Source organism: Pseudomonas putida (genome assembly GCF_022627325.1).
Lineage (GTDB): Bacteria > Pseudomonadota > Gammaproteobacteria > Pseudomonadales > Pseudomonadaceae > Aquipseudomonas > Aquipseudomonas putida_X.
In genome coordinates, this window is record NZ_JAETZZ010000003.1 from 229,907 (window position 1) to 253,873 (window position 23,967).

Below are 23,967 nucleotides of genomic sequence, written 5' to 3' on the forward strand. Positions count from 1 at the left end.
CGTGGGTTAAGATCGAAAAGTTCGATATTCGGTTAGCCTGCGACAGCCTTGGGTGCTATTGGGGCTTGCTGTCGGCAGTAAAGGGATACGGCTGTTTCCAGTGCTGGAAGATAGGCTTCAACTCGCCGCTGCGTACCAGTTCAGCCATGCGTCGGTCGAACAGCTCACTCAGGGCCTTGCCGTGTTCGTTGCGGGCAAAGGCCAGGTACAACGGCAGTTCGGCGATATGGGTGCGACGAAACCGCTCTGGCTGGGAGGTTTGGCCAAGAACGTAGTCGACCTCGGTCAGCGCATCGATGTAGAAGTCCACGCGATCATGTTCAAGCATTGGCAGGATGCCTTCGCGCCGCTGGATCTCACGCGCCGCCTTCACGTTCGGCAGGTAGCTGCCGTAGTCGTAGCCACGCACCCAGGCCAGGCGATACTGACCCACGGTGTCCAAGGTCGGCACCGGCTTGCTGGCAAGCCCCAGCGCATAGATGTGGTCCATGTCGAAGTGCCAGCGCGGGTAGAGGTTGTCCTCGTTCTCATCCTTGTAGGAACCGACCCAGGCATCGGCCTCGCCGCGTTTGACCAGCCCGACGGCACGGCTGTAAGGGGCACTTTTTGCCACGACCTTGACGCCGGCAGGCTCGAACACCTTGCGCAAGACATCCCAGGCCACGCCGGTACCATCGGCATTGGTGTAATCCAGCCACTCTTCACTGACCAGATGGACCTGTTTCGGTACGCCTTCGGCTGCCAGCGCCCCATGGGCACAGCAGAGCAGTATTGCCAGCAGCACAGTCCGAATGGCCATCAAAGCGCTCCCTGTCTCAGCCAACCGCCCACACCAGAACCTGCATACCCAACCAGGCGAACGCCCCAGCCAGGACATCATCGAGCATGATGCCGACACCGCCGTGCACATGGCGGTCGATCCAGCGAATCGGCCATGGCTTGAGGATGTCGAAGAAGCGGAACATCAGGAACCCCGCCAGAATCCACTGCCACCCTTCCGGCACCAGCCAGAGGGTGATCCACATGCCGACCATTTCATCCCAGACAATGCCTTCATGGTCGTGCACGCGCAAGTCATTGGCGACTTTACCGCACAGCCAGAAACCGAACAGCATGGTGATGCCCAGCAGCAGCCAGTACCCCCAATCGGGCAGCATCTGCCACAGAGGGATGAACGGAATGGCCACCATCGAGCCCCAGGTACCGGGCGCCTTGGGCAGCGTGCCCGAACCGAAGCCGAACGCGATGAAGTGCCATGGGTTGCGCCAGACCGAGGGCGGAACGAACTCCGCAGGCACCTGGTTGGGGTGGTCGGTCACGGTGTCTCCCTAAAGTGTTGATAGCCCCGCTGTACGGGGGTGATGTCCTGGCCTTGGCGGTCACGCAGGGTCACACCCTGCCCTTGTAGCACCCGGCCGATGACATGTATGCCGGCGTCCGCCAGGGATGAAAGCGCCTCAGGCGGCAGGGTGAACGCCAATACGTAGTCGTCGCCACCGGTGAGCGCCGCGTGCACCGCCGCATCGTGCCCGAGAAAGGCCTCTAGTGCAGGAGACACTGGCACCTGCGCCAGGTTCACCTCAAGGGCGACGCCGGAGGCCTTGGCGATATGCCCACAATCGGCGAGCAGGCCGTCGGAAATATCCAGCGCCGCCGTCGCTCGCCCGCGCAAGCGACGGCCCAGCCCCAATTGAGGCAGCGGCGACCAGTAGTGGGCCAGCAGGGGCTCGCTCTGCTCGGCAGGTGCCTCTCGCTCGCCCAGCACCAACGGTAGCGCACCGGCTGCCTTGCCCAACACGCCACCCACACATAGCAGGTCACCCGGCCGGGCACCGCTGCGGCACAGGGCCTGCCCAGCCGGGACGCTGCCGAAAACCGTGACGGTGATGCTCAAAGGGCCGCGCGTGGTGTCGCCACCGATCAGGCTCATGCGGCAACGCTGGGCCATGCGGCTGAGCCCGTCGGCAAAGGCGGCAAGCCAGTCGGGGCCAACGTCGGGCAGGGTGAGGGCAAGGGTGAAGCCGATGGCATTGGCGCCCATGGCTGCAAGGTCGCTGGCCGCCACGGCCAGTGAGCGCTGCCCGAGCAGACGCGGGTCACAGACCGTCGGGAAGTGCACCCCGGCAACCAGGGTGTCGGTAGACACCGCCAACTGCTCGCCCGGGGCAAGCTCGAGCAAGGCGCAGTCGTCGCCAATACCCAGTGCCACGCCCTCACCGCCCTGCGCACAGGGCGCGGCGGCGAAGTAATGGTTGATCAGCTCGAACTCACCCATGGCTCGACAGCGCCAGGATCAGCGCTTGTTCGCCTTGACTTCTGCTTCGCGCAGCGAAGGTGCCAGCTTGTCCAGCACGCCGTTGACGAACTTGTGACCGTCAGTGGCGCCGAAGACCTTGGCCAGCTCTACGCCTTCGTTGATCACCACGCGATACGGTACATCGACGCGCTTGATGAACTCCCAGGTGGACAGGCGCAATACGGCCAGTTCGACCGGGTCGAGCTCTTCCAGGGCGATGTCCATGCACGGTTTCAGCGCGCTGTCGATTTCGCTCTTGATTGCCGGGACCCCATGCAGGATCTCGCGGAAATAGGCGCCATCGACATCGGTAAAATCGTTATCGACCCGGAACTGCGCTTCGATCTCGTTCAGCGAATGCTGAGCCATGTGCCATTGGTACAGGGCCTGGGTCGCGAGCTTGCGGGCTTCGCGGCGCTTGGCGCTCTTCGATGGCTTGCCGGCATCCGCAGGTTTGGGATCGCGCGGGTTGAAACGATCGCTTTCGTCGCTAATCACTTGGCCTCCAACTGCGCCAGCAGGCTGACCATTTCCAGAGCGGACAGGGCAGCTTCAGCACCTTTGTTACCGGCCTTGGTGCCGGAACGCTCGATGGCTTGCTCGATGGAGTCGACGGTCAGGACACCGAAGGCCACCGGCACACCGAACTCCATGGACACCTGGGCCAGGCCCTTGGTGCATTCGCCCGCCACGTATTCGAAGTGCGGGGTACCGCCACGGATCACTGCACCCAGGGCGATGATCGCGTCGTATTCACCTTGCTGGGCGACCTTCTGGGCAACCAGCGGGATTTCGAACGCGCCAGGGGCACGAATGATGGTGATGTCGCTTTCGCTGACACCGTGGCGTACCAGGGCATCAACGGCACCGCTTACCAGGCTTTCTACGACGAAGCTGTTGAAGCGGCCAACCACCAAAGCATAGCGACCTTTGGGGGCAATGAAGGTACCTTCGATGGTCTTCAGGGTCATTCCGATGTTCTCATCTTCAAGAGCGAGGCCGCGCACTGGCGGCCTCGGGAGGGTTTGGACTCGAGCGTGAGGGCGCAGGCGCCGCCTCAAGTCACTCGGAGGGCACGTATTCTACAACTTCCAGATCGAATCCGGATATCGCATTGAATTTCATCGGCGAACTCATCAGGCGCATCTTGCGCACGCCAAGGTCACGCAGGATCTGCGAACCGGCACCCACGGTGCTGTAGGTGGTCGGTGCCTTGGTCGGTGCATCGCCTGCGCTTTCGCGGATATGCGCCAGCAGCACGTCGCCATCCAGGGGGTGGCCCAGCAACAGCACCACGCCGCTACCGGCCTCGGCAACTGCGGCCATGGCGGCGCGAAGGCTCCAGCGGCCAGGCTGCTTGACCAGCAGCAGGTCGCGCAGCGGGTCCATGTTGTGCACACGCACCAGGGTCGGTTCTTCGGCGCAGACCTTGCCCAGGGTCAGGGCCATGTGCACATCGCCTTCCACTGCGTCGCGGTAGGTGACCAGGTTGAACTCACCCAGCTCACTTTCGATCAGCTGCTCGGAAACGCGCTGCACGGTGCGCTCGTGGATCATGCGGTAGTGGATCAGGTCAGCGATGGTGCCGATCTTCAGGCCATGCTCGGCGGCGAACACTTCGAGTTCGGCGCGACGCGACATGGTGCCGTCATCGTTCATTACTTCACAGATCACGCCACTGGGCTCGAAGCCGGCCATGCGCGCCAGGTCGCAGGCGGCCTCGGTGTGACCGGCGCGTGCCAGGGTACCGCCAGGCTGCGCCATCAGCGGGAAAATGTGGCCCGGGCTGACGATGTCTTCGGCCTTGGCATCCTTGGCGGCTGCGGCCTGCACGGTGCGCGCGCGGTCGGCCGCCGAGATGCCGGTGGTAACGCCTTCGGCCGCTTCGATCGAAACGGTGAACTTGGTACCGAAGCCTGAACCGTTGCGCGGCGCCATCAGCGGCAGCTTGAGCGTTTCGCAACGTTCGCGGGTCATCGGCATGCAGATCAGGCCACGGGCGTGCTTGGCCATGAAGTTGATGTGCTCAGGCAGGCAGCACTCGGCCGCCATGATGATGTCGCCTTCGTTTTCACGGTCTTCGTCATCCATGAGGATGACCATTTTGCCCTGGCGGATGTCTTCGACCAGTTCTTCGATGCTGTTGAGCGCCACGCGGCACCCCCTTCTCAATCAGGATTTCAAGAAGCCGTTGGCGGCCAGGAAGCTTTCGGTAATGCCACTGCCCTTGCTCGGTTCGGCAGCCTTGTCGCCCAGCAGCAAGCGCTCCAGGTAACGGGCCAGCAAATCGACCTCAAGGTTTACCCGACGCCCTGCGCGGTAGTCGGCCATGATGGTTTCGGACAGGGTGTGCGGGACGATGGTCAGCTCGAACTCGGCGCCATTGACCTCGTTGACCGTCAGGCTGGTGCCGTCGACGGTGATCGAACCCTTGTGGGCGATGTACTTGGCCAGTTCCTTGGGTGCACGCACGCGGAACTGGATGGCGCGAGCGCTATCGCTGCGCGAGATGATTTCACCGACACCGTCGACGTGGCCGCTGACCAGGTGGCCGCCCAGGCGGGTGGTCGGGGTCAGGGCCTTCTCCAGGTTGACCTTGCTGCCACCCTTGAGGTCGATGAAAGCGGTGCGCTTGAGGGTCTCGACGCTGACGTCGGCCCAGAAACCATCACCTGGCAGCTCAACGGCGGTCAGGCACACACCGTTGACGGCGATGCTGTCGCCGAGCTTGACGTCACCCAGGTCGAGCTTGCCGGTCTCGACGTAGACGCGCACGTCACCGCCCTTTGGGGTCAGGCTGCGGATGGTGCCGATGGATTCGATGATGCCGGTGAACATGGGGTCTTCCTCAAAAACGGGTTGCGCGGGGCAAGCCCGGCATTATACGCCGGGCGCCGGCAGAGGGATGGCCGTGACCCGCCAGTCATCGCCCACTGCACGCATTTCGGTGATTTTCAGCCGTGGCGCTTCGCTCATCTTCGACAGGGGCCAGTCCAGCAACGGGCGGGCCTGGGAGCCAAGGAAAGTGCCGGCGACGAACAGCTGGTACTCGTCGATCAGGCCACGTTGGGCAAAAGCGCCGACCAGGCCAGGGCCAGCTTCCAGCAGGATGTCGTTGACGCCCCGCGCAGCCAGCGTTTGCATCAAGGCGAGCAGGTCGACCTGGCCATTGCTGCCCGGCAGGCTGAGCAGCTCATGGCCAGCCTGGGTGTAGCGCGGGTCGTCGCCCAGGGCGGTTACCACCAGCGCCGGGCCGGCCTGGAAGAACGGCGCGTCCAGTGGCAGGCGCAGGCGGCCATCGATCAGTACGCGCAAGGGGGGGCGGCTGAGCGCCAGCGCGGTGGTGTCGGGGTCCAGGCCCAGCTCGGCAGCGCGCACGGTCATCCGTGCGTTGTCGGCCAGCACGCTGGCGGCGCTGGTCAGCACCACACTGGCACGGGCGCGCAGGCGCTGCACCGCAGAGCGGGCGGCAGGCCCGGTGATCCATTGGCTTTCGCCGCTGGCCATGGCGGTGCGGCCATCCAGGCTCATGGCCAGCTTGGCCCGCACGAACGGCAAACCGTGCTCCATGCGCTTGAGGAAACCGGGGTTCAGGGCACGGGCCTGGGCTTCGAGCACGCCGCTGGCGACTTCGATGCCTGCGTCAGCCAGGCGGCGCAGGCCCTGCCCAGCGACTTGCGGGTTGGGGTCCTGCATGGCTGCCACCACCCGCGCCACGCCTGCCTGTACCAGCGCCTCGGCACACGGTGGGGTGCGGCCATGGTGGCTGCACGGCTCCAGCGTCACGTATGCACAGGCACCGCGGGCACGCTCACCGGCCTGGCGCAGGGCATGCACTTCGGCATGGGGTTCACCGGCACGCACATGCCACCCCTCACCCACCACTTCACCGTCACGGACGATCACACAACCCACACGCGGGTTGGGGTGCGTGGTGTAGATGCCCTTGCGGGCAAGCTCCAGGGCACGGGCCATGTAATGGGCGTCGAGGATCGCGGTCTGGCTCGGCATGCTCACTCTTTAGCCGGCTCGCGGGCCAGGCGGTCGATTTCTTCACGGAACTCATCGAGGTCCTGGAAGCGCCGGTACACCGAAGCGAAGCGGATGTAGGCCACTTCATCGAGCTTGCGCAATTCGGCCATCACCAGCTCACCCACCACCAGCGACTTGACTTCGCGCTCACCCGTAGCGCGCAGGCGGCTCTTGATATGCGCCAGGGCCGCCTCGAGGCGTTCGACGCTGACCGGGCGCTTCTCCAACGCACGCTGCATGCCGGCACGCAGCTTTTCTTCGTCGAAAGGCTGGCGCGTGCCGTCCTGCTTGATCAGCCGGGGCAATACCAACTCGGCGGTTTCGAAGGTGGTGAAACGCTCGCCGCAGGCCACGCATTCGCGACGGCGGCGCACTTGTTCGCCCTCGGCGACCAGGCGCGAGTCGATGACCTTGGTGTCGTTGGCACCGCAAAAGGGACAGTGCATGGTGGCAGGCAACAAAAAAAGGGAGGGCCATGGTAGCGCATCCCACTGGCAAGACAAGCCAAAGGGGTTAACATCCAAGGTAAATCTGCCCCTGAAGGATTACCCCATGCATTATCGAGCGCTCGTCGTGCTGGGCTGCGCCGCCCTGCTCGCCGCCTGTGGCAGCGACCGGCCGAAGACCGAGCCAGCCCCGGCACCTGCGCCCGCCAAGGTGGCGAAAAAGGCCGAACCGCTGGGCCCGCTGCCCGCCTATCAACGCGAACTGAGCGGTACCTTGCTGGAAATCCCCCGTGGTGCCGACGTGGAACTGGCCTTGCTGGTCATCGACGAGCGCGACCGCCCGCAACAGCTTCTGGCCAGCAGTACCCTGACCGGCACCGGCCAGGCGCTGCCCTACCGCCTGCGCTTCAACCCCGAGGTCTTCCCGGCCGGCGGTCGGGTCGAGCTGCGTGGGCGCGCCAGCCAATCGGGCCAACTGATCATGCACCTGCCGCCCGTGCGCATCATCCAGGCCCAGACTCAGGCCACTGGCCCGCTGCGCTTCAAAAAGGCGCCTTAGGTGGCGCCGCTTGCCCTGCAACAGGCCCTCAGCGGCCTGATCGGCGAAGCGCGGCTGGTCGTCACTGAACTGCCCGGGTGCGCGCTCAAACTCTGGTTGATCGACGATCAGAACATGGACCGCGCCTTCAGCAGCGAAGAAACCCGGCGCATTCTCGAAGACCCACCGTACTGGAGCTTTTGCTGGGCCAGCGGCCTGGCCATGGCCCGTTACCTGGCAGCGCACCCGCAGTGGGTGGCCGGCAAGCGCGTGCTGGACTTCGGCGCCGGTTCCGGTATCGCCGGCATTGCTGCGGCGCGCGCCGGCGCATCGGAAGTGGTGGCCTGCGATCTCGACCCACTGGCACTCGATGCCAGCCGCGCCAATGCCGAGCTGAACGGGGTCGAGCTCAGCTACAGCAACGACTTCTTCGCCAAAGACGACCGTTTCGACCTGATTCTGGTTGCGGATGTGCTTTACGACCGTGCCAATCTGCCGTTGCTGGATGCCTTCCTCGGCCGTGGCCGTCAGGCCCTGGTGGCCGATTCCCGAGTACGCGACTTCAGCCACCCGCTTTACCAGCAGCTGGGCGTGCTTGAGGCACTGACCCTCCCGGACCTGGCCGAGCCGCACGAATTCCGCCGGGTCAGCCTGTACCACGCCAGCCGCGAGCCTTTATAGTGGTGCCATTCACGGATTTGCGAGAGTCACGATGAGCCAGGAAACACCGTTTATCTTCGATGCCACCGACGCCAACTTTCAGCAACTGGTGATCGAGAACTCCTTTCACAAGCCGGTCCTCGTGGACTTCTGGGCAGAGTGGTGCGCGCCCTGCAAGGCGCTGATGCCACTGCTGGCGAAGATCGCCGAGGGTTATCAGGGCGAGCTGCTGCTGGCCAAGATCAACTGCGACGTTGAGCAGCAAGTCGTTGCCCAGTTCGGCATTCGCAGCCTGCCCACGGTGGTGCTGTTCAAGGATGGCCAGCCAGTCGACGGCTTTGCCGGCGCGCAGCCGGAGTCGGCGATCCGCGCCATGCTTGAGCCGCATGTGCAGATGCCTGCCGCGCCGGCAGCATCCCCCTTGGAACAGGCCAAAGCCTTGTTCGCCGAGAGCCGTTTCGCCGAAGCTGAGGCACTGCTGCAGGCCCTGCTGGGGGAAGACAACAGCAATGCCGAGGCGCTGATCCTGTATGCCCGCTGCCTGGCCGAGCGCGGCGAGCTGGGCGAAGCGCAGGTCGTGCTGGACGCGGTCAAGACCGATGAGCACAAGGCTGCCCTGGCCGGGGCCAAAGCGCAGCTGACCTTCCTGCGCCAGGCCGCCAGCCTGCCGGAAGTCGCCGACCTGAAAAGCCGCCTGGCGCAGAACCCACAGGATGATGAGGCGGCCTACCAACTGTGCATCCAGCAGTTGGCACGCCAGCAGTATGAAGCGGCGCTGGATGGCCTGCTGAAACTGTTCCAGCGTAACCGCGCCTATGAAAACGGCTTGCCGCAGAAGGCGATGCTGCAGGTGTTCGACTTGCTCGGTGGCGACCATCCGTTGGTCGCGGTTTACCGCCGCAGGCTGTCTTCGGCCATGTTCTGATTCGCACAACAGGCGAGGGCTATGCCCTCGCTTGCGCGGCCGCACAGGGCAATCGCCTCAACCGATCCAGTGATACACCGGCGCATCCGCGCCACTTTCCACCTTCACCTCACGGCTGTGTCGCAACCGCACCAACAGCCGCTTACCCGCCGCCGTACTGCCCGCCAGCCCTTCCAAGCGGTCCAGCAATTCAGGCCCGTTCATCTGCCCCGCCTTACGAAGCACCTCGCGCGCGGCCGTCCACTGCCCGTCATCCTGGCGCGGCGCTGCCGCCATGGCCTGCGGTGCGACCTCGGCCGCCACAGGCACCTCAAGCTGCCGCCCCAGCTGCGCCCACTCCGCGGGCTCCAGTTCGATGGTCAGGTCCACCGGCCAGTCCCCAATCTGTCCCCGAATTCTCACGATGCATTCCTTCAAGCGCTCCAATGCCCCCATGCTACAACAACATGAAACCTGCAGAACGCAGGCTGGCGGCACAGATAGAAGCTGTTATAACATCACCAATTCATTCCCAGCCCGCTTCTGGAGTCGTCCATGCGTCGCCTGCTGCTCGCCCTGCCCTTCGCCCTGCTGCCCCTGGCCGTGGCTCATGCCCACGACGAACACGACCACGACCATGATCACGCCCACGGCACGCTCGGCGCGCATGAGCACGGGGTGGCCAAGCTCAACGTGGTACTCGACGGCAACACCCTCGAGCTGGAGCTCGACAGCCCGGCAATGAACCTCGTGGGCTTTGAACACAGTGCCAGCAGCGACGCCGACAAAGCCAAGGTCGCCGCCGTGCGCCAACAGCTCGAGCAACCCCTGAAGCTGTTTGGTCTGCCAGCGGCTGCTGGCTGCACGGAAGAGGCTCAGGAACTGGAGAGCCCACTGTTCGGTGATGCGGCAAAAGATGACGACGGTGATGACCATGAGCATGAGCATGGCCACCAGCACAGCGATATCGAAGCGCACTATCAGCTCAAATGCTCCGCCCCGGAGAAAATCGCTGAGCTCGACCTCGCACCGCTGTTCAAGGCCTTCCCTGCTACGCAAAAAATCAATGTGCAGTTGATCGGCCCGAACGGCCAGAAAGGCCTGGAAACCTCGCCTGCCAATGCCGTGGTTCGGTTCTGAATGAGCCTGCCGCTGATCGCGCTGCAAGACCTGGTGTTTGCCTGGCCGGGGCAGCCGCCATTGCTGGATATCCCCGCGTTTCGCCTGGAAGCAGGCGAAGCCCTGTTCCTCAAGGGCCCCAGCGGCAGTGGCAAGACCACGCTACTGGGGCTGTTGGGCGGGGTGAACGTGCCTGCCCAGGGCCGCATCCAGTTGCTCGGCCAGGATCTCGGCGGCTTGGGCCAGAGCGCTCGCGACCGCTTTCGGGTCGATCACACCGGTTATATCTTCCAGCAGTTCAACCTGCTGCCGTTTCTTTCGGTACGGGAAAACGTCGAACTGCCATGTCGCTTCTCCAGCAGCCGCAAGGCTCGGGCCGAGCAGCGTCATGGCAGTGTCCACCAGGCGGCCAGCGCACTGCTGGCCCACCTGGGCCTGGACGAGCCCGCACTGCTTGCCCGCCGCGCCGACAGCCTATCGATTGGCCAGCAACAACGAGTTGCCGCGGCCCGTGCATTGATCGGCCAACCCGAGCTGGTCATTGCCGACGAACCCACCTCGGCACTGGATGCCGACACCCGGGAAGCGTTCATCCGCCTGCTGTTCGATGAATGCCGTGCTGCCGGCGCCAGCCTGCTGTTCGTCAGCCATGACCAGAGCCTTGCACCGCTGTTCGACCGTCATCTGTCACTGGCCGAGCTGAACCGCGCAGCCAAGCCCCGGGAGGCCTGATGTACCTGCTTCGCCTTGCCCTGGCCAGCCTGGCCAATCGCCGTTTCACCGCGTTCCTCACCGCCTTCGCCATCGCCTTGTCGGTGTGCCTGCTGCTGGCGGTCGAGCGCGTGCGCACCGAAGCCCGTGCCAGTTTCGCCAGCACCATCAGCGGCACCGACCTGATCGTTGGCGCCCGCTCAGGCTCGGTAAACCTGCTGCTGTATTCCGTATTCCGCATTGGCAATGCCACCAACAATATCCGTTGGGACAGTTACCAGCATTACGCCCAGGATCCACGGGTGAAGTGGGCGATCCCTATTTCACTGGGCGACTCGCACCGCGGGTATCGGGTGATGGGCACCACCGGTGAGTACTTCAGCCATTACCAGTATGGTCGCCGGCAGCATCTGGAGCTGAGCCAGGGGCGTGAGTTTGCCAGTGATCCGTTCGAGGTGGTGCTGGGCGCCGAGGTGGCCGAGGCCCTGCACTACAGGCTTGGCGACAAGCTGGTGCTGGCTCACGGCGTGGCGGCGATAAGCCTGGTCAAGCATGACGACAAGCCGTTCACCGTGGTCGGCGTGCTGAAACGCACCGGCACGCCGGTCGACCGCACACTGCACATCAGCCTGGCGGGGATGGAAGCGATCCATATCGACTGGCATAACGGCGTGCCTGCACGTGGCGCCGGGCGCATCAGCGCCGAGCAGGCCCGAACCATGGACTTGCAGCCGGCCGCCATCACCGCGTTCATGCTCGGCCTGAACAGCAAGATCGCCACCTTCAGCCTGCAGCGCGAGATCAATGAATACCGCAGCGAGCCGCTGCTGGCGATCTTGCCCGGGGTAGCGCTGCAGGAGCTGTGGAGCCTGATGGGCACGGCCGAACAAGCCTTGTTCGTGGTCTCGCTGTTTGTCGTACTGACCGGTTTGATCGGCATGCTCACGGCGATTCTCACCAGCCTCAACGAACGTCGCCGGGAGATGGCGATTCTGCGTTCGGTGGGCGCCCGGCCTTGGCACATTGCCGGGTTGCTGGTGCTTGAAGCGCTGGCGCTGGCCAGTGCGGGTATCGTTGCCGGGCTCGGCCTGCTGTATGCCGGCATCGCGCTGGCCCAAGGCTACGTTCAGGCCAATTACGGCCTGTACCTGCCGCTGGCCTGGCCCAGCACGCACGAGTGGACGCTGCTTGCTATCATCCTCGGCGCAGCGCTGCTGATGGGCAGCGTGCCGGCCTGGCGCGCCTATCGGCAGTCGCTGGCCGATGGCCTGTCGATTCACCTCTGAGAAAACGCCATGCTTCGCGCGCTGTTGTTATCCCTACTGATGCTCGCCGCCCCCACCTGGGCGGCCGAGCCCCGCGAACTCGACTGGCCTGCACTGATCCCCGAAGGCGCGCCGATCATCCCGCCGCAGCTGGCCCCACTGCACGACATGTCGCAGCTGAGCAATGCCCTGTCCGCGGAATCAGCCCCAGCGGCGCGCCAGCAAGCGCCCGATGCGCCGGTGGTGCCGGAACTGGACGGCCAGCACATCAAACTTCCCGGCTATATCGTGCCGCTGGAGGTCAGCGAAGAAGGTCGCACTACCGAGTTTCTGTTGGTGCCCTACTACGGCGCCTGCATCCATGTTCCGCCACCACCCTCCAACCAGATCGTGCATATTTTCAGCGAAATGGGGGTACGCGTCGAAGACCTGTACCAGCCTTACTGGATTGAAGGAAAGCTGCATGTCAAAGCCTCCAGCAGCGAGCTGGCCGACGCCGGTTACCAGATGGACGCCGAGAAAATATACGCTTATGAGCTGAAGTGAGAACTGTTTCTAATTCATGAATGCAGTTCTTTGAGCTGGGTCAAACATTACGTTTAGACGGCTCCGTACCATTGGACAACTCGATTACTCACGTCCTTTCGGAGCTTCCATGAACAAGTCCTTGCTCGGCGCCTCACTTGTGGCCCTTGCGCTCGCCGCCCCTGCCGCCCACGCCTACCAGGCGGGAGACATGATCCTTCGTGCAGGCGCGATCACCACCGCCCCGAACGAAAGCAGCGGCGACCTGAAGTTCGACGGCAACAAGGTGTCGGGCACCAAGGCGACACTGGACAGCGACACCCAGCTGGGCCTGACCTTCGCCTACATGCTCACCGACCACATCGGCCTCGAACTGCTGGCCGCCACGCCGTTCCAGCACACCGTTGGTGTCAAAGGCCTGGGCGGCGGCCTGGACGGCAAGCTGGCCGACATCAAGCAGCTGCCACCGACCCTGTCGCTGCAGTACTACCCGATGGCGCCCAACTCGCGCTTCCAGCCCTACGCTGGCATCGGTATCAACTACACCCTGTTCTTCGACGAAGACTTGAGCAGCGAGCGCAAGCAACAAGGCTTCAGCAACCTCGAGCTGCAGGACTCGGTCGGTATCGCCGGCCAACTGGGCATGGACTACATGCTCACGGACAACCTGCTGGTCAACGCCTCGGTGTGGTACGTCGATATCGACACCAAGGCCAGCGTCGACGGCCCGAGCGCGCTGGGCTACAGCAAGACCAAGGTCAACGTGGAAGTCGACCCATGGGTCTACATGGTCGGCCTTGGCTACAAGTTCTGACCACTGCGGTGCAAGCCGGCCAAGGCTTGATGGCAGTCAGTTAGCGTTATCAGGGCTGCTACGCAGCCCTGTGGAAGCCGGCTAGCCGGCGATGGGCCTCAAAGCCCCCTGAGTCAGGCCTTGCCGAGCAAACGAGCCAGGCCTTCTTCCATCGAGGTCGGCTGCGGGAAGTCGAACCGGGCCAGCAAGCGCTGGTTATCCGCGCGCGAATGGCGGATATCACCCGAGCGCGCGGGGCCATAGCTGATCGCCGGCAGGCTGCCCACCACCGTTTCCAGTGCCTTGAGCAACTGGTTGAGCGAGGTTGCCTGGTTCAGGCCGATGTTCACCGCGCCCTCTTCCACCTGCGCCATTTCCAGCGCTTGCACCATCACCTGCACCAGATCGCCGACATAAAGGAAATCGCGGGTCTGCTCGCCGTCGCCAAACACGGTGATCGGCAGCCCCTGGGTCGCTCGCTCGCTGAAGATGCTGATCACCCCGGAGTACGGCGAGGATGGGTCCTGGCGCGGCCCGAAGATATTGAAGAAGCGGAACACCACCGGCTCCAGCCCATGCTGGCGACGGTAGAAGTCCAGGTACTGCTCACTGGCCAGCTTGTCCACCGCATAGGGGGTCAGCGGCGCCTTGGGCGTCTCCTCGGCAATCGACTGGCCTTCGCCGTTGTTGCCATACACGGCCGCGCTGGAGGCGAACAGCACCCGGCGCACACCCTGCAGGCGCATGGCCTCACAGATATTCAGGGTGCCGATGAAATTGCTCTGGTGGGTCTTTACCGGGTCTTCGACCGAGGCCTGCACCGAAGCCACAGCAGCCAAGTGGACCACTGCGCTGCAACCGGTCGCGGCGCGCTGAACCAGTGCGGCATCGGCAACATCGCCTTCGACCAGCTCGAGGCGCGGGTTGCCCAGTTGCAGGTTGTCGCGCTTGCCAGTGGACAGGTCGTCGAGCACACGCACCGCGTAGCCTTTAGCCAGCAACGCATCGCACAGGTGGGAGCCAATGAAGCCGGCACCGCCGGTGATCAGGATGGGGGCGTCAGCCATGGCGGTAGAATCGGTCCAGTAAAGGCGGCAGGCCGGCGCGCCAGGCACGCGGCTTGATGCCGAAGGTATGAAGGATTTTCTTGCAGGCCAGCACTGCGTTCTGTGGTTCTTCACTGGCATCCGGGCGGGCGGCATGGGCCTGCGCGGTCGGCGCCTGCACGGCCAGCTGGCGGTGCTGCCCGGCCTCGGCCAGGATCGCCTGGCCCAGCGCCAGCGGCGTGGTCGCCTCGTTACCGGCGTAGTGGTATGTGCCCCACAGCGGCGCGGTGCAATCGAGCTGCTTGAGCACCGACAGGATCACCCGTGCGGCATCGTCGACCGGCGTCGGGTTACCGCGACGGTCATCGGCCAGCAGCAGTTCCTGTGGCTGCTCGGCGCGGGTAAGGAAGCGGCCCAAGGCACCGTCGATGCTCTCGTCCAGCAGCCAGCCAAAGCGCAGCAGCACATGCTGCGGGCACGCCGCACGCACGCTCTGCTCGATGCGCCACAACGCCTGACCACGCAGGCCCAACGGCACCGGCTCATCCTTTTCGCTATACGCCGTGGCACGCGAGCCATCGAACACCCGGTAGCTGGAAGGCTGCACCAGGGTGATCTGGTGGTGCTGGCACAGCTCCGCCAGCCGCTCCACCGACCGCTCCTGCTGAGCCAGGCGCTGTTCGCTGACCGACTCGGCCTGGAACCAGTCGAAGTAGTAAGCCAGGTTGACCAAGGCGTCAGGGCGATGATCGTCGAGCAGCTGGGTCAGGCTGGCCGGCGTCCAGCCGTCTTCCGGCGGGCGCGGCGCCAGAAATGCGATGTCCTCCTCGGCCCCGAGACGAATCAGCGCTTGCCCAAGGGCATTGCCACCACCCAACAGCATCAGGCGCATACGCATAGAGTCAGCAGATCCGAACAGGTTGATGAGGGAAAGGGGTCATTTTGCGGTTTCCAGGCGGGGAAGTCCAACCCTGAGGTTGACAGCACTGCCTGCGTAAGACGATTCCTACCATAGCAACGGACATTCCCCACGAATCGCAAGAGCGCGGCCCTACATCCGCGGTAAAAAATATCGAGTTAGATAGTCAGCACCCTAAAAACAAGTTCCACCTTCCCCTACATACAAAGAAATAACAATGACAGGGTTAAACTCAAAGTCCAGATCTCAGATCCTCAATCTCACATTCAACAAACCGCCAGCCAGCACCGACTTCTTACCAAGCCCTGACTCCGCAATATTGATCAACAATAGCCAGGCACTTCATGCTCCCGACATTATCAAGGACAACCGAAGATTGCTGGTTCGACTATTCGGGTATTCACCGGATGCAAGGCCAGTGACTTTACAACAAGATCCACTGCTCGTACGCGGCCAAGGCGGGGGAAATATAAATGGAGATTGAAGTTTCATTACTCTTATCGCTGCTGATCACTTTTTGCTGCCTGGTGTCATTGAAGCGGCTACTCAGCGAGGCGCATCCGGTTGGGGAGTGGTTGCGACAACTTTGAGCCTTCATTGAACAGGCAATGAGCCGGGAGTCCGGCCCCTTCCCAACCGGTGCGGCCCCGGCAAAGTTGGCCCACCAACTGGCTATTTACTTCTCAGAGGTCACCGGCGGCAATACCTGTACAAGCGCTCATCTATTCGATTTCGAACAACCCGTTACTGAGCGGGCCCACACTCAACCGCTCACGCACATCGTCATCGATGCGCGGATCATCCGGTCGATACAGCTTCACCTGCCGGTAGGCATTGATGCGATTGATCTCCTCACCCAGGTACTCCCACACCACGCGGGTGCAGGCCGGGTTGCGCCGGTCGCCGCTGGAGACGCCGGTCTTCAGGCCGTTCAAGCGGGTGATGCGGCTTTTGAAGCTGGGGATGAGGATGGTCTGGCTCATCTCGTTCAGGGTCAGCGACTCGTAGTCGATGAGAAACATCCGGTCCTGCAGCTGAAACGCCGCGCCCAGGTAGCGGCAACGCACCTCGGCATGCAGGTCAGTAGCGCTCGAGCGCTCCTGGCGCTCCTGGCGTTCGAACAGGAAGCGGCCGCGCTCCTCGCGCAGGTGCACCAGCGACACCAGGATCGTGCCGGGTACCGACATGCAGTTGGAGTACTCGAAGTAGTAGCCGCAATAGCGCGACAGGTTGCCGGCGTGCTCGTGCAGCGGGCGGAACAGCTCGCTGATCGGGTCGCTGGGCTGGTCGGCCAAAGCCGATACCCGGGCCCCGATCAAGCGGGCGAACTGTTCGGGTGGCAAATTCAGCTCGTAATCCTCGACACCGAAGAAATCACCGATGCGTTTGAGGTTGAACGCTGTCGGACGGCTCTGCCCGCTCAGGTACTTGTTGAACTGCGCGCGGTTGATCGACAGCTGGCGGCAAACTTCGGAGATAGAGCGGTAGTGGCTGCAGGCCAATTTGAGATTGCTAGCGAAATGATCGCTCATTTTAGGCATCCAGGGTGACGCGAATGGCGCAAGTGTAGCATCAAGTCGCATCAACTCAGAGCAACCAGCGAAATTGTAACCACTCTTGTCATGGCCAACCATGCGCCCCAACGATAGCGGTGCGCCTGCCGTCCGCTGGTCTTTCACGCGAAGAATAAGAATCGAGGTCATTTTCCAATGCTCGAAGCACTCAACGATTTCCTTTCGGGGAAGCTTCTCATCGTGCTGATCGTCGGTCTCGGCGGTTACTTCACCATCCGCTCGCGGTTCGTACAGTTCCGCCATTTCGCCCACATGTTCAGTGTGTTCAAGGAATCGCTGCGTGGCCAGGCAGGCCAGTTGAGCTCCTTCCAGGCCCTGATGCTGAGCCTGGCCGGCCGCGTCGGCGCCGGTAACATCGCCGGTGTCGGCATCGCCGTGACCCTGGGTGGCCCGGGCGCCGTGTTCTGGATGTGGGTCACCGCCTTGGTGGGCATGGCCAGCAGCTTCTTCGAATGCACCCTGGCCCAGGTGTACAAGCGCGCCGATGGCGATGGCCTGTACCGTGGTGGCCCGGCCTACTACATCCTGCACGGCCTGAAGCTCAGGAGCATGGCCATCGTGTTCTCGATCCTGCTGCTGGTCACCTACGGCTTCGCCTTCATGGGCCTGCAGTCGTACACCGTGACACACTCGCTACAGAACGCTTTCGGCTTTGACCCAAGCCACACCGGTATCGCCCTGGCGGTGCTGCTGGCCATCGTGTTCCTGGGCGGCATCAAGCGTATCGCTGCGGTCTCCGACCTGCTGGTACCGGTCAAGACCCTGGCCTACATCGCCGTAACCTTGTACGTGATCGGCACCCAGATCGAACACGTGCCGGCCATGCTGGAAACCATCTTCAAGAGCGCCTTCGGTCTGGACCCTGCATTCGCCGGCCTGCTCGGCAGCGCCATCGTCATGGGCGTGAAACGCGGCGTGTTCGCCAACGAAGCAGGCTTGGGCAGTGCGCCCAACGTTGCTGCCGTGGCAGCCGTGAAACACCCGGGCGCACAAGGCGTGGTCCAGGCATTCAGCGTGTTCCTCGACACCTTCCTGATCTGCACCTGCACCGCCCTGCTGATTCTGTTGTCTGGCTTCTATACTCCGGGCTTCGAAGGTGACGGTATCGTCCTGACCCAGAACTCGCTGGCCGCGGTGGTCGGTGACTGGGGCCGCCTGTTCGTCAGCGTCGCGCTGTCGCTCTTCGTCTTCACCTGCATCCTCTACAACTACTACCTGGGTGAGAACAGCCTGCAGTTCCTCAGCCGCAACCGCGTGGTATTGCTGGTGTTCCGTGGCCTGGTGCTGGCGCTGGTGGTATGGGGCTCGGTACAGGACCTGACGACCGTGTTCGCATTCGCCGACATCACCATGACCTGCCTGGCCTTCGTCAACCTGGTCGCCCTGGCCCTGCTGTTCAAGGTCGGCTTGCGCGTGATGCGCGATTACGATGACCAGCGCAAAGCCGGCATCAAGCAGCCTGTGTTCGACTCGAGCAAATTCGCCGACCTGGACCTGGACCGCGACGCCTGGCCGGCCAATCCTCAGGCCGAAACTGCCGCTGACACGACCGTCGGCCAAGTTCAGCCGCAGCGCTGATATCCTCGCCTGCCCAGCCGCCCCATTCGCGGGCGGCTGCCTACTCTCCGCTCACCGCTACGGATGCTTTCCATGCGTGCAGTCAAGAATCTTCTCGTCCTCTACACCGGGGGCACCATCGGCATGCTCGAAACCGCCGAAGGACTGGCACCGGCCGGTGGTTTCGATGCGCGAATGCGCGAACACTTCGCCCAACTGAGCGATGCACCCCAGCTGCAGTGGACGCTGCAGGAAATGAACCCACTGCTCGACAGTGCCAACATGCAGCAGCACAACTGGCTGGCAATGCGTGATGCCATCGTCGATGCAGTGGACAATGACGGCCACGATGGCGTGCTGGTGCTGCATGGCACCGATACCCTCGCCCACAGCGCGGCGGCGTTGTCGTTCCTGCTGCTGGGCCTGCCGGTACCCGTACTGCTGACCGGGTCTATGTTGCCGGCCGGTGCACCGGGCAGTGATGCCTGGGACAACCTGTGCGGTGCCCTGCACCAGTTCGAACAAGGCCTTGAGGATGGCGTACAGCTGTACTTCCATGGCCAGCTGCTGCCGGGCTGCCGCGCCTCGAAGCTTCGCAGCGAAGCGTTCGACGCCTTCGCCGCGTTGCCACGTCATCGTGAAGGCGAGCGGGCGAGCGACGTACCGACCAAGTTGGGTTATCGCCAGCAGCGCCAGCCGGTGAACCTCGCGGTGATGCCGGTATTCCCGGGGTTGCAGGCCGAACACCTGCGTGCGCTGCTCGACACCGGGGTGCAAGGGCTGCTGCTGGAGTGTTACGGCAGCGGCACCGGGCCGTCGGATGACCAGGCCCTGCTCGACGTGCTGCGCTCTGCGCGCCAACGTGGGGTGATGCTGGTTGCCATCAGCCAGTGCCCAGAGGGTTCGGTGGTGTTTGATACCTATGCAGCGGGCAACCGCCTGCGTGGTGCCGGCCTGGTCAGTGGCGGTGGCATGACCCGTGAGGCGGCGCTGGGTAAGCTGTTTGCGCTGCTGGGCGCGGGGCTGGATGCAGAGGCTGCAGAGCCGTGGTTTGCGCTGGACCTGTGCGGCGAGCGCGCGTGACCAGGAAATTGGCGGAAGGCAGCGGGAGTCGAACCTGCCCGGGAACGGCTGCCGTCCCCAACCGGGTTTGAAGCCCGGCCGCGCCACCGGGCGCGATTGCCTTCCTTGAACTCAGTGCCTGGCCTGCTGCTGGGCCAGGGCGCTGTCGGCGCGGATGTGACGCTGATCGGCAACCCTGCGGGTCAGGCCGATACGGTCGAAGTATTCCAGAATTTGCACACTGCGCTTGCGACCGATGCCCAACATATCGCGAAATGCGGCCACCTGCACTACCGGCGTTTCATTCGCTTGCCCAAGCAGCAGCTCTGCCATGCGCTGTAGCGTCGTCTCGGGGTAGAACAGGTCACGTACCACCTGATGCACGACGCCAAGCCTGGCCAACTTTCGGAGCAACAGGCGCACATCCCCCTCGGCACACTGTTCTTCGCTGGCCAGCGTCCGCACCCATGGCGGATCGAACTGCCCTTCCAGCAACCTTGGCTGCAGCCGCGACCATAGCGCGCTGTCGGCGTCGCTCAATTGCACCTTGTGATCGGGCAGATGCAACCACGGCCCGCTGCTGGCAATGGCGCCTTCGCCGAGCATTTCCTCGAGCAGGCTGACGAAGGCGGGACGCTCGACGGGCAAAGCGGCGAAGCGGCGCAGGCGGTCACGGTCCGGGCCGAGCTGATCGGGCTCTCGCTCATGGAACGACACCAGTTGTTCGCGCAGCTGATGTTTGAGCGCCTGCCACTGGGTCTTGGCGAACAACAACTGGCCTTGCCTTGTGGCGACCACCAGCACATCAGCAGGCAACTGCCAGCCCTCACGCAAGCGGTTGAATTGGCGCTCCAGCCGCTGCGGGTCAAGCCCGCCCGGCGCGTTGTGGAGCAAGGCCATCAGGGCCTGCTCCAGCCCCTCGGCATCACGCAGCACCTTCAACTGGCGCAAGCGCGCCTCGCTGCGACGCTGCCGGCTCGGGGCGAACGGGTCCAGCACCGTACCGCCGCCGAGCGTGCGCTGGGCACGCTGGTCGCGCAGCACCAGGCGGTCGCCGTGCACGGCTTGCAGCGGCGCATTGAGCAACAATTGGGCGAACATACGCTGGCCTGCAGGCAGGCGCTCGCCTTCGAGCAGGGCGACCCGCGCGGTGACGTCCTGGGTGCCCAGATGTACGTGCACGGCACTGAAATGTTCGAAGGGACGGGCTTCCCCGGCGAGCAGTTGCAGTTCGATGTCCACCCGTGTGCTGGGCGCGTGCAGCCACTGCGATACCAGCCAGTCGCCACGGCGCACCTGCTCCATGGCGAGCCGCTCGGCTGCAATGTTCAGTGCCACACGCTGCCCGGCTTCAGCCACCAGCGCGGCCTGGTTCTGCGCATGCAGACCGCGTACGCGCACGGCTTTACCGGCCTTGCCCAGCAACAACGTATCACCCGCGCTGACACGCCCAGCCAGCGCCGTACCGGTGACCACCAGGCCAGCCCCGGTGACCGCGAAGACGCGGTCGATAGCCAAGCGAAAGCCCCCACGCACGCTGCGCCGCTTCAAGCGCTCGCCCGCCGCCAGCACAGCATCACGCAGCGCCTCGACCCCCTTGCCGGTGACACTCGACAGCGGGAACTGCGCCGCCCCGGCATAAGGCCCGGGCGCCAGCAGTTGCGCAATCTGCGCCTGTACCTCGGCCACGCGCGCCGGCGCGACCCGGTCGCACTTGCTGATTGCCACCAGTGCCTGGGGGATGCCCAGCAACTCGATGATCGCCAGGTGCTCACGGGTCTGCGGCATGACGCCGTCATCGGCAGCCACCACCAGCAACACCAGATCGATACCATGGGCGCCGGCAAGCATGTTGTGGATGAAACGCTCGTGGCCGGGCACATCGATGAAGCCCGTCAGTGGCGCGCCTTCAGCGAGGGCGGCATAGCGATAGCCCAGGTCGATGGTCATGCCGCGCTCGCGTTCTTCCTGGCGGTGATCGCCGGCCTGCCCGGTCAGGGCCTGGAGCAATGCAGTCTTGCCGTGGTCGATGTGGCCGGCAGTCCCAACGATCACTGCACCGGCCCCAGCTGCAGGGCCGGTAACTGCGCCAACCACTGGGCTTCGTCGTCCAGTTGGCGCAGGTCGAGCCACAACGCATCATCGTCGATACGGCCAAGTACCGGCACCGCAAGATCGCGCAAGGCGCGTTCCAGCACATGCAGGCTGCGCCCGCGCAATTTCTTCGACACCTGTGGGCGCAGGCACAGCGCGGCGCTGGGCAGGCGGGCGACCGGCTGGCTGCCGCTGCCGATCATGCCGAGCGCGGGCTCGACGCTGACCGCCCATTGCCCCCCTAGACGGGCTTTGAGCTCGGGTGCCAGGCGCTCGGCCTGGGCGTGGATCTCAGCCTGGGTGCGGGTCAACAGGCGCAGGCTGGGCAAGCGCTCGGCCAGCCTGTCCGGGTTGCGGTACAACGCCAGCACGGCTTCGAGGGCCGCGAGGGTGATCTTGTCGACGCGCAGGGCACGTTTGAGCGGGTTTTTCTTGATCCTGGCGATCAGGTCCTTGCGCCCGACGATGATCCCGGCCTGCGGGCCGCCCAGCAGCTTGTCACCGCTGAAGGTCACGATATCCGCGCCATCGGCCAGGGCCTGGCGCACAGTCGGTTCGGCGGGCAGGCCCCAGCGGGTCAGGTCGAGCAGACTGCCGCTGCCCAAGTCTTCGAGCAGTGGCAGCTCATGCAGGTGAGCGATACGTGCAAGCTCTGCGGTGGGCACCTGGGTGGTGAAGCCCTGGATGCTGTAGTTGCTGCAATGCACCCGCATCAACAAGCCGGTACGCGGGCCGATGGCAGCTTCGTAATCGCGGGCATGGGTGCGGTTGGTGGTGCCGACCTCGTGCAGGCGTACACCGGCACGGGCCATGATGTCGGGAATGCGAAAGGCGCCACCGATCTCGATCAGCTCCCCGCGGGAGATGATGCCCTCCTTGCGCGCGCCCAGGCTGTTGAGTGCAAGCAGCACGGCGGCAGCATTGTTGTTGACCACGGTGACCGCTTCGGCGCCGGTCAGCTCGCGGATCAGCCCTTCGATGAGATCGTCTCGGTCGCCACGCTTGCCGGTGGCAAGGTCGAACTCCAGGTTGAGCGGATGGCGGGCGGCGGTCTGCATGGCTGCAACGGCTTCCTCCGGCAACAGGGCACGACCCAGGTTGGTGTGCAGTACCGTGCCGGTGAGGTTGAAGACGCGGCGTACCTGGCTGCGCTGCTGGGCCGCCAGGCGCTCGCCGCTGCGGCCCAGGAGGATTTCAGCGCCCAGTTCGGCAGTGCCGAGTTGGCCGTTGCGAACAGGTTCGCGTAGGTCGTCGAGCAGTTGGCGCAGGGTAGCGAGCACGGCGTCGCGGCCATGGCGCTCGATCAGCGGGAGGCAGGCCGGGTGGCGTAGCAGGGTGTCGATGGACGGGAGCCGTGGCGTGTTGCTGGCGAGGCTTGAAGACATCAGGTACTACCTTATCCATTGTCTGTTCGGCCCTCATCGCCGGCAAGCCGGCGCTTGGTGGGAGCCGGCTTGCCGGCGATGAGGGCAACTCAATTGTGCAGTGTAGACACTCACCCACCACCCGGCGCCAGCATCAGGTTGGGCGCCAGCCGATGAAAGCCCTCCTCGTCCAAGCGGATATCCAGTGCCAGGCTGGCCAGATCATCGGCCAACGGCTCGGCAGCAGCGTCGTTCTCAAGATAATTCTGCTTCAGGTAGGTATTGCACCCCGGGCAGCATTCAGCCCGCAGCGGCGCCTTGCCCGGCGCATGGCGGTCATCCTCCAGGCTGGTATAGCGCAAACCCTTGCTCGCCTCGCAGTACACGCACTTGACCCGCACCACATGCCATTCGCAGGCACACAACGAGCACGCCAGATAACGCAGGCCGTTGTGCTTGCCACGGTTACGTACCACCCCGGCCATGGCCGGCGAACCACAGGCCGGGCACTGGGCCTGGCTGCCCGACGGCTTGAGCTCAGGTGACGGTAGCCCCAGCAACCAGCTGGACCACGCCGCCTGCAGCGCGCCCCCCAGAAACGGCACCAAAGCTACGGGCACAGCGTCGTACTGCCCTGCCAGTAATGCGGCCCCCCAGCCTTTGCGCTGGCTGTCGTCACTGCCGCGCAGTGCCTGCAAGGCTGCCGCCAAAGGGCCATCGGCCTCATCGTCGAACCGGTCGAGCAGCGCCTGCAACCACACCAGCCACGCCCCCTCGCGCACCAGGCCATCGGCTGCCAGGGGTGGCAAGCCATGACTTATGCACAGGCGCTGCCGGTCATCGGCCACGGGCAAACCACCAGGCGGGTTATCCACAAGCTGCTGCTGAATGCGACACAGCCGTGCGACCAGACGCAAATAGTCGCCAAGGGCATGCCCTGCAGCGAGCTGCTCGAGGCGCACGGCGCGCAGTTCGAACAGGTTGGCGGGCGGCAGGTGCAAGAACGGCGGCATCACCGCCGACGCTTCGATCTGCCCCGGTTCGAGTATCGTGCTCAAGCCT

Annotated in this window: 26 protein-coding genes, 1 tRNA gene and 1 pseudogene; 11 read left to right on the forward strand and 17 right to left on the reverse strand. The window is 64.1% G+C overall.

The features are described from left to right. Window positions 1-55: 55 nt before the first annotated feature. The 9 genes from JNA92_RS06790 to nrdR form a co-directional block, all read right to left on the reverse strand. Window positions 56-799 carry a substrate-binding periplasmic protein gene (locus tag JNA92_RS06790; protein ID WP_241803982.1) on the reverse strand — a complete coding sequence of 248 codons (744 nt, stop codon included), beginning with the start codon at window positions 797-799 and terminating at the stop codon, window positions 56-58. 16 nt (window positions 800-815) lie between these two features. Further along, complete coding sequence (locus JNA92_RS06795) at window positions 816-1,319, reverse strand: phosphatidylglycerophosphatase A family protein (protein WP_241803983.1); 504 nt, start codon at window positions 1,317-1,319, stop codon at window positions 816-818. Beyond that, on the reverse strand, window positions 1,316-2,275 hold the full coding sequence (gene thiL / locus JNA92_RS06800) for a thiamine-phosphate kinase (protein WP_241803984.1): 960 nt from the start codon (window positions 2,273-2,275) through the stop codon (window positions 1,316-1,318). Before thiL ends, JNA92_RS06795 begins: the two co-directional genes overlap by 4 nt. A gap of 18 nt (window positions 2,276-2,293) precedes the next feature. Further along, entirely contained in the window at window positions 2,294-2,794 is a 501-nt protein-coding gene (nusB, locus tag JNA92_RS06805) for a transcription antitermination factor NusB (RefSeq protein WP_012312511.1), read from the reverse strand. Next, window positions 2,791-3,267, reverse strand: coding sequence for a 6,7-dimethyl-8-ribityllumazine synthase (gene ribH, locus JNA92_RS06810; protein WP_008092356.1), 477 nt, complete (start codon window positions 3,265-3,267; stop codon window positions 2,791-2,793). Before ribH ends, nusB begins: the two co-directional genes overlap by 4 nt. 91 nt (window positions 3,268-3,358) lie before the next feature. Further along, window positions 3,359-4,450, reverse strand: coding sequence for a bifunctional 3,4-dihydroxy-2-butanone-4-phosphate synthase/GTP cyclohydrolase II (gene ribBA, locus JNA92_RS06815; RefSeq protein ID WP_241803985.1), 1,092 nt, complete (start codon window positions 4,448-4,450; stop codon window positions 3,359-3,361). Between the two features lie 18 nt (window positions 4,451-4,468). Next, window positions 4,469-5,134, reverse strand: coding sequence for a riboflavin synthase (locus tag JNA92_RS06820; protein ID WP_241803986.1), 666 nt, complete (start codon window positions 5,132-5,134; stop codon window positions 4,469-4,471). Window positions 5,135-5,176: 42 nt separating this feature from the next. Further along, window positions 5,177-6,307: a bifunctional diaminohydroxyphosphoribosylaminopyrimidine deaminase/5-amino-6-(5-phosphoribosylamino)uracil reductase RibD gene (gene ribD, locus JNA92_RS06825; protein ID WP_241803987.1), complete on the reverse strand. Its 1,131-nt coding sequence runs from the start codon at window positions 6,305-6,307 to the stop codon at window positions 5,177-5,179. A gap of 2 nt (window positions 6,308-6,309) precedes the next feature. Beyond that, window positions 6,310-6,774, reverse strand: a complete 465-nt coding sequence (gene nrdR / locus JNA92_RS06830) for a transcriptional regulator NrdR (protein ID WP_008092351.1) — start codon at window positions 6,772-6,774, stop codon at window positions 6,310-6,312. 106 nt (window positions 6,775-6,880) lie between these two features. Here nrdR and JNA92_RS06835 point away from each other — a divergent pair, with 106 nt between their 5' ends. From JNA92_RS06835 to trxA, 3 genes are read left to right on the forward strand one after another with little or no spacing between them, the layout of a single operon-like run. After that, window positions 6,881-7,333: a YbaY family lipoprotein gene (locus JNA92_RS06835; RefSeq protein ID WP_241803988.1), complete on the forward strand. Its 453-nt coding sequence runs from the start codon at window positions 6,881-6,883 to the stop codon at window positions 7,331-7,333. Continuing rightward, entirely contained in the window at window positions 7,334-7,993 is a 660-nt protein-coding gene (locus JNA92_RS06840; RefSeq protein WP_241803989.1) for a class I SAM-dependent methyltransferase, read from the forward strand. Between the two features lie 31 nt (window positions 7,994-8,024). Then, the gene (trxA, locus tag JNA92_RS06845) at window positions 8,025-8,897 is read left to right on the forward strand and encodes a thioredoxin (RefSeq protein WP_241803990.1); all 873 of its coding nucleotides are present in this window, start codon (window positions 8,025-8,027) and stop codon (window positions 8,895-8,897) included. Between the two features lie 57 nt (window positions 8,898-8,954). Here trxA and JNA92_RS06850 read toward each other — a convergent pair whose 3' ends face one another. After that, window positions 8,955-9,299, reverse strand: coding sequence for a hypothetical protein (locus JNA92_RS06850; RefSeq protein ID WP_241803991.1), 345 nt, complete (start codon window positions 9,297-9,299; stop codon window positions 8,955-8,957). A 132-nt stretch (window positions 9,300-9,431) separates the two neighbouring features. Here JNA92_RS06850 and JNA92_RS06855 point away from each other — a divergent pair, with 132 nt between their 5' ends. The 5 genes from JNA92_RS06855 (at window position 9,432) to JNA92_RS06875 (ending at window position 13,310) form a co-directional block, all read left to right on the forward strand. Further along, window positions 9,432-10,016 carry a DUF2796 domain-containing protein gene (locus JNA92_RS06855; protein WP_241803992.1) on the forward strand — a complete coding sequence of 195 codons (585 nt, stop codon included), beginning with the start codon at window positions 9,432-9,434 and terminating at the stop codon, window positions 10,014-10,016. Further along, window positions 10,017-10,727, forward strand: coding sequence for an ABC transporter ATP-binding protein (locus tag JNA92_RS06860; RefSeq protein ID WP_241803993.1), 711 nt, complete (start codon window positions 10,017-10,019; stop codon window positions 10,725-10,727). Then, entirely contained in the window at window positions 10,727-11,992 is a 1,266-nt protein-coding gene (locus tag JNA92_RS06865; RefSeq protein ID WP_241803994.1) for an ABC transporter permease, read from the forward strand. The genes JNA92_RS06860 and JNA92_RS06865 overlap by 1 nt, the downstream gene beginning before the upstream one ends. Window positions 11,993-12,001: 9 nt before the next feature. Then, window positions 12,002-12,517 carry a DUF3299 domain-containing protein gene (locus JNA92_RS06870; RefSeq protein WP_241803995.1) on the forward strand — a complete coding sequence of 172 codons (516 nt, stop codon included), beginning with the start codon at window positions 12,002-12,004 and terminating at the stop codon, window positions 12,515-12,517. 109 nt (window positions 12,518-12,626) lie between these two features. Then, window positions 12,627-13,310 (forward strand): OmpW/AlkL family protein, encoded by a 684-nt coding sequence (locus JNA92_RS06875; protein WP_241803996.1) that lies wholly within the window; start codon window positions 12,627-12,629, stop codon window positions 13,308-13,310. A gap of 113 nt (window positions 13,311-13,423) precedes the next feature. Here the strand turns inward: JNA92_RS06875 and JNA92_RS06880 are convergent, their stop codons facing one another. Continuing rightward, the gene (locus JNA92_RS06880; protein ID WP_241803997.1) at window positions 13,424-14,356 is read right to left on the reverse strand and encodes an NAD-dependent epimerase/dehydratase family protein; all 933 of its coding nucleotides are present in this window, start codon (window positions 14,354-14,356) and stop codon (window positions 13,424-13,426) included. Beyond that, on the reverse strand, window positions 14,349-15,233 hold the full coding sequence (locus JNA92_RS06885; RefSeq protein WP_241803998.1) for a sugar nucleotide-binding protein: 885 nt from the start codon (window positions 15,231-15,233) through the stop codon (window positions 14,349-14,351). Before JNA92_RS06885 ends, JNA92_RS06880 begins: the two co-directional genes overlap by 8 nt. Window positions 15,234-15,546: 313 nt before the next feature. Here JNA92_RS06885 and JNA92_RS06890 point away from each other — a divergent pair. Further along, window positions 15,547-15,738, forward strand: a pseudogene (locus JNA92_RS06890) (hypothetical protein); the annotation flags it as partial. 238 nt (window positions 15,739-15,976) lie between these two features. On the opposite strand, the gene JNA92_RS06895 reads toward JNA92_RS06890, so the two are convergent. Beyond that, the gene (locus tag JNA92_RS06895; RefSeq protein WP_241803999.1) at window positions 15,977-16,786 is read right to left on the reverse strand and encodes a helix-turn-helix domain-containing protein; all 810 of its coding nucleotides are present in this window, start codon (window positions 16,784-16,786) and stop codon (window positions 15,977-15,979) included. A 177-nt stretch (window positions 16,787-16,963) separates the two neighbouring features. Between JNA92_RS06895 and JNA92_RS06900 the strand changes: the two genes are divergently transcribed. Further along, window positions 16,964-18,406 carry an alanine/glycine:cation symporter family protein gene (locus tag JNA92_RS06900; RefSeq protein ID WP_241804000.1) on the forward strand — a complete coding sequence of 481 codons (1,443 nt, stop codon included), beginning with the start codon at window positions 16,964-16,966 and terminating at the stop codon, window positions 18,404-18,406. 72 nt (window positions 18,407-18,478) lie between these two features. Beyond that, a complete protein-coding gene (locus JNA92_RS06905; RefSeq protein WP_241804001.1) occupies window positions 18,479-19,468 on the forward strand; it encodes an asparaginase in 990 nt (329 codons plus the stop codon). Between the two features lie 9 nt (window positions 19,469-19,477). On the opposite strand, the gene JNA92_RS06910 is transcribed toward JNA92_RS06905, so the two are convergent. The 4 genes from JNA92_RS06910 to fdhE all read right to left on the reverse strand — a co-directional run bounded on the left by JNA92_RS06910 (window position 19,478) and on the right by fdhE (window position 23,963). Further along, window positions 19,478-19,573: transfer RNA gene (locus JNA92_RS06910), tRNA-Sec, on the reverse strand. Between the two features lie 6 nt (window positions 19,574-19,579). Further along, window positions 19,580-21,502, reverse strand: coding sequence for a selenocysteine-specific translation elongation factor (gene selB, locus JNA92_RS06915; protein WP_241804002.1), 1,923 nt, complete (start codon window positions 21,500-21,502; stop codon window positions 19,580-19,582). Then, a complete protein-coding gene (selA, locus tag JNA92_RS06920; RefSeq protein ID WP_241804003.1) occupies window positions 21,499-22,926 on the reverse strand; it encodes an L-seryl-tRNA(Sec) selenium transferase in 1,428 nt (475 codons plus the stop codon). The genes selB and selA overlap by 4 nt, the downstream gene beginning before the upstream one ends. A gap of 110 nt (window positions 22,927-23,036) precedes the next feature. Beyond that, window positions 23,037-23,963, reverse strand: a complete 927-nt coding sequence (gene fdhE / locus JNA92_RS06925; protein WP_241804123.1) for a formate dehydrogenase accessory protein FdhE — start codon at window positions 23,961-23,963, stop codon at window positions 23,037-23,039. Window positions 23,964-23,967 lie beyond the last annotated feature (4 nt).

Excerpts from the sequence above, each read along its gene's own strand:
- JNA92_RS06885 (WP_241803998.1), bottom strand. The coding sequence starts at position 15,233 with ATGCGTATGCGCCTGATGCTGTTGGGTGGTGGCAATGCCCTTGGGCAA.
- JNA92_RS06870 (WP_241803995.1), top strand. The coding sequence starts at position 12,002 with ATGCTTCGCGCGCTGTTGTTATCCCTACTGATGCTCGCCGCCCCCACC.
- JNA92_RS06905 (WP_241804001.1), top strand. The coding sequence starts at position 18,479 with ATGCGTGCAGTCAAGAATCTTCTCGTCCTCTACACCGGGGGCACCATC.
- JNA92_RS06875 (WP_241803996.1), top strand. The coding sequence starts at position 12,627 with ATGAACAAGTCCTTGCTCGGCGCCTCACTTGTGGCCCTTGCGCTCGCC.
- JNA92_RS06790 (WP_241803982.1), bottom strand. The coding sequence starts at position 799 with ATGGCCATTCGGACTGTGCTGCTGGCAATACTGCTCTGCTGTGCCCAT.
- JNA92_RS06820 (WP_241803986.1), bottom strand. The coding sequence starts at position 5,134 with ATGTTCACCGGCATCATCGAATCCATCGGCACCATCCGCAGCCTGACC.
- nrdR (WP_008092351.1), bottom strand. The coding sequence starts at position 6,774 with ATGCACTGTCCCTTTTGCGGTGCCAACGACACCAAGGTCATCGACTCG.
- JNA92_RS06880 (WP_241803997.1), bottom strand. The coding sequence starts at position 14,356 with ATGGCTGACGCCCCCATCCTGATCACCGGCGGTGCCGGCTTCATTGGC.
- ribH (WP_008092356.1), bottom strand. The coding sequence starts at position 3,267 with ATGACCCTGAAGACCATCGAAGGTACCTTCATTGCCCCCAAAGGTCGC.
- JNA92_RS06835 (WP_241803988.1), top strand. The coding sequence starts at position 6,881 with ATGCATTATCGAGCGCTCGTCGTGCTGGGCTGCGCCGCCCTGCTCGCC.
- trxA (WP_241803990.1), top strand. The coding sequence starts at position 8,025 with ATGAGCCAGGAAACACCGTTTATCTTCGATGCCACCGACGCCAACTTT.
- JNA92_RS06865 (WP_241803994.1), top strand. The coding sequence starts at position 10,727 with ATGTACCTGCTTCGCCTTGCCCTGGCCAGCCTGGCCAATCGCCGTTTC.
- thiL (WP_241803984.1), bottom strand. The coding sequence starts at position 2,275 with ATGGGTGAGTTCGAGCTGATCAACCATTACTTCGCCGCCGCGCCCTGT.
- JNA92_RS06860 (WP_241803993.1), top strand. The coding sequence starts at position 10,017 with ATGAGCCTGCCGCTGATCGCGCTGCAAGACCTGGTGTTTGCCTGGCCG.
- selA (WP_241804003.1), bottom strand. The coding sequence starts at position 22,926 with ATGTCTTCAAGCCTCGCCAGCAACACGCCACGGCTCCCGTCCATCGAC.
- JNA92_RS06900 (WP_241804000.1), top strand. The coding sequence starts at position 16,964 with ATGCTCGAAGCACTCAACGATTTCCTTTCGGGGAAGCTTCTCATCGTG.
- JNA92_RS06855 (WP_241803992.1), top strand. The coding sequence starts at position 9,432 with ATGCGTCGCCTGCTGCTCGCCCTGCCCTTCGCCCTGCTGCCCCTGGCC.
- ribD (WP_241803987.1), bottom strand. The coding sequence starts at position 6,307 with ATGCCGAGCCAGACCGCGATCCTCGACGCCCATTACATGGCCCGTGCC.
- JNA92_RS06895 (WP_241803999.1), bottom strand. The coding sequence starts at position 16,786 with ATGAGCGATCATTTCGCTAGCAATCTCAAATTGGCCTGCAGCCACTAC.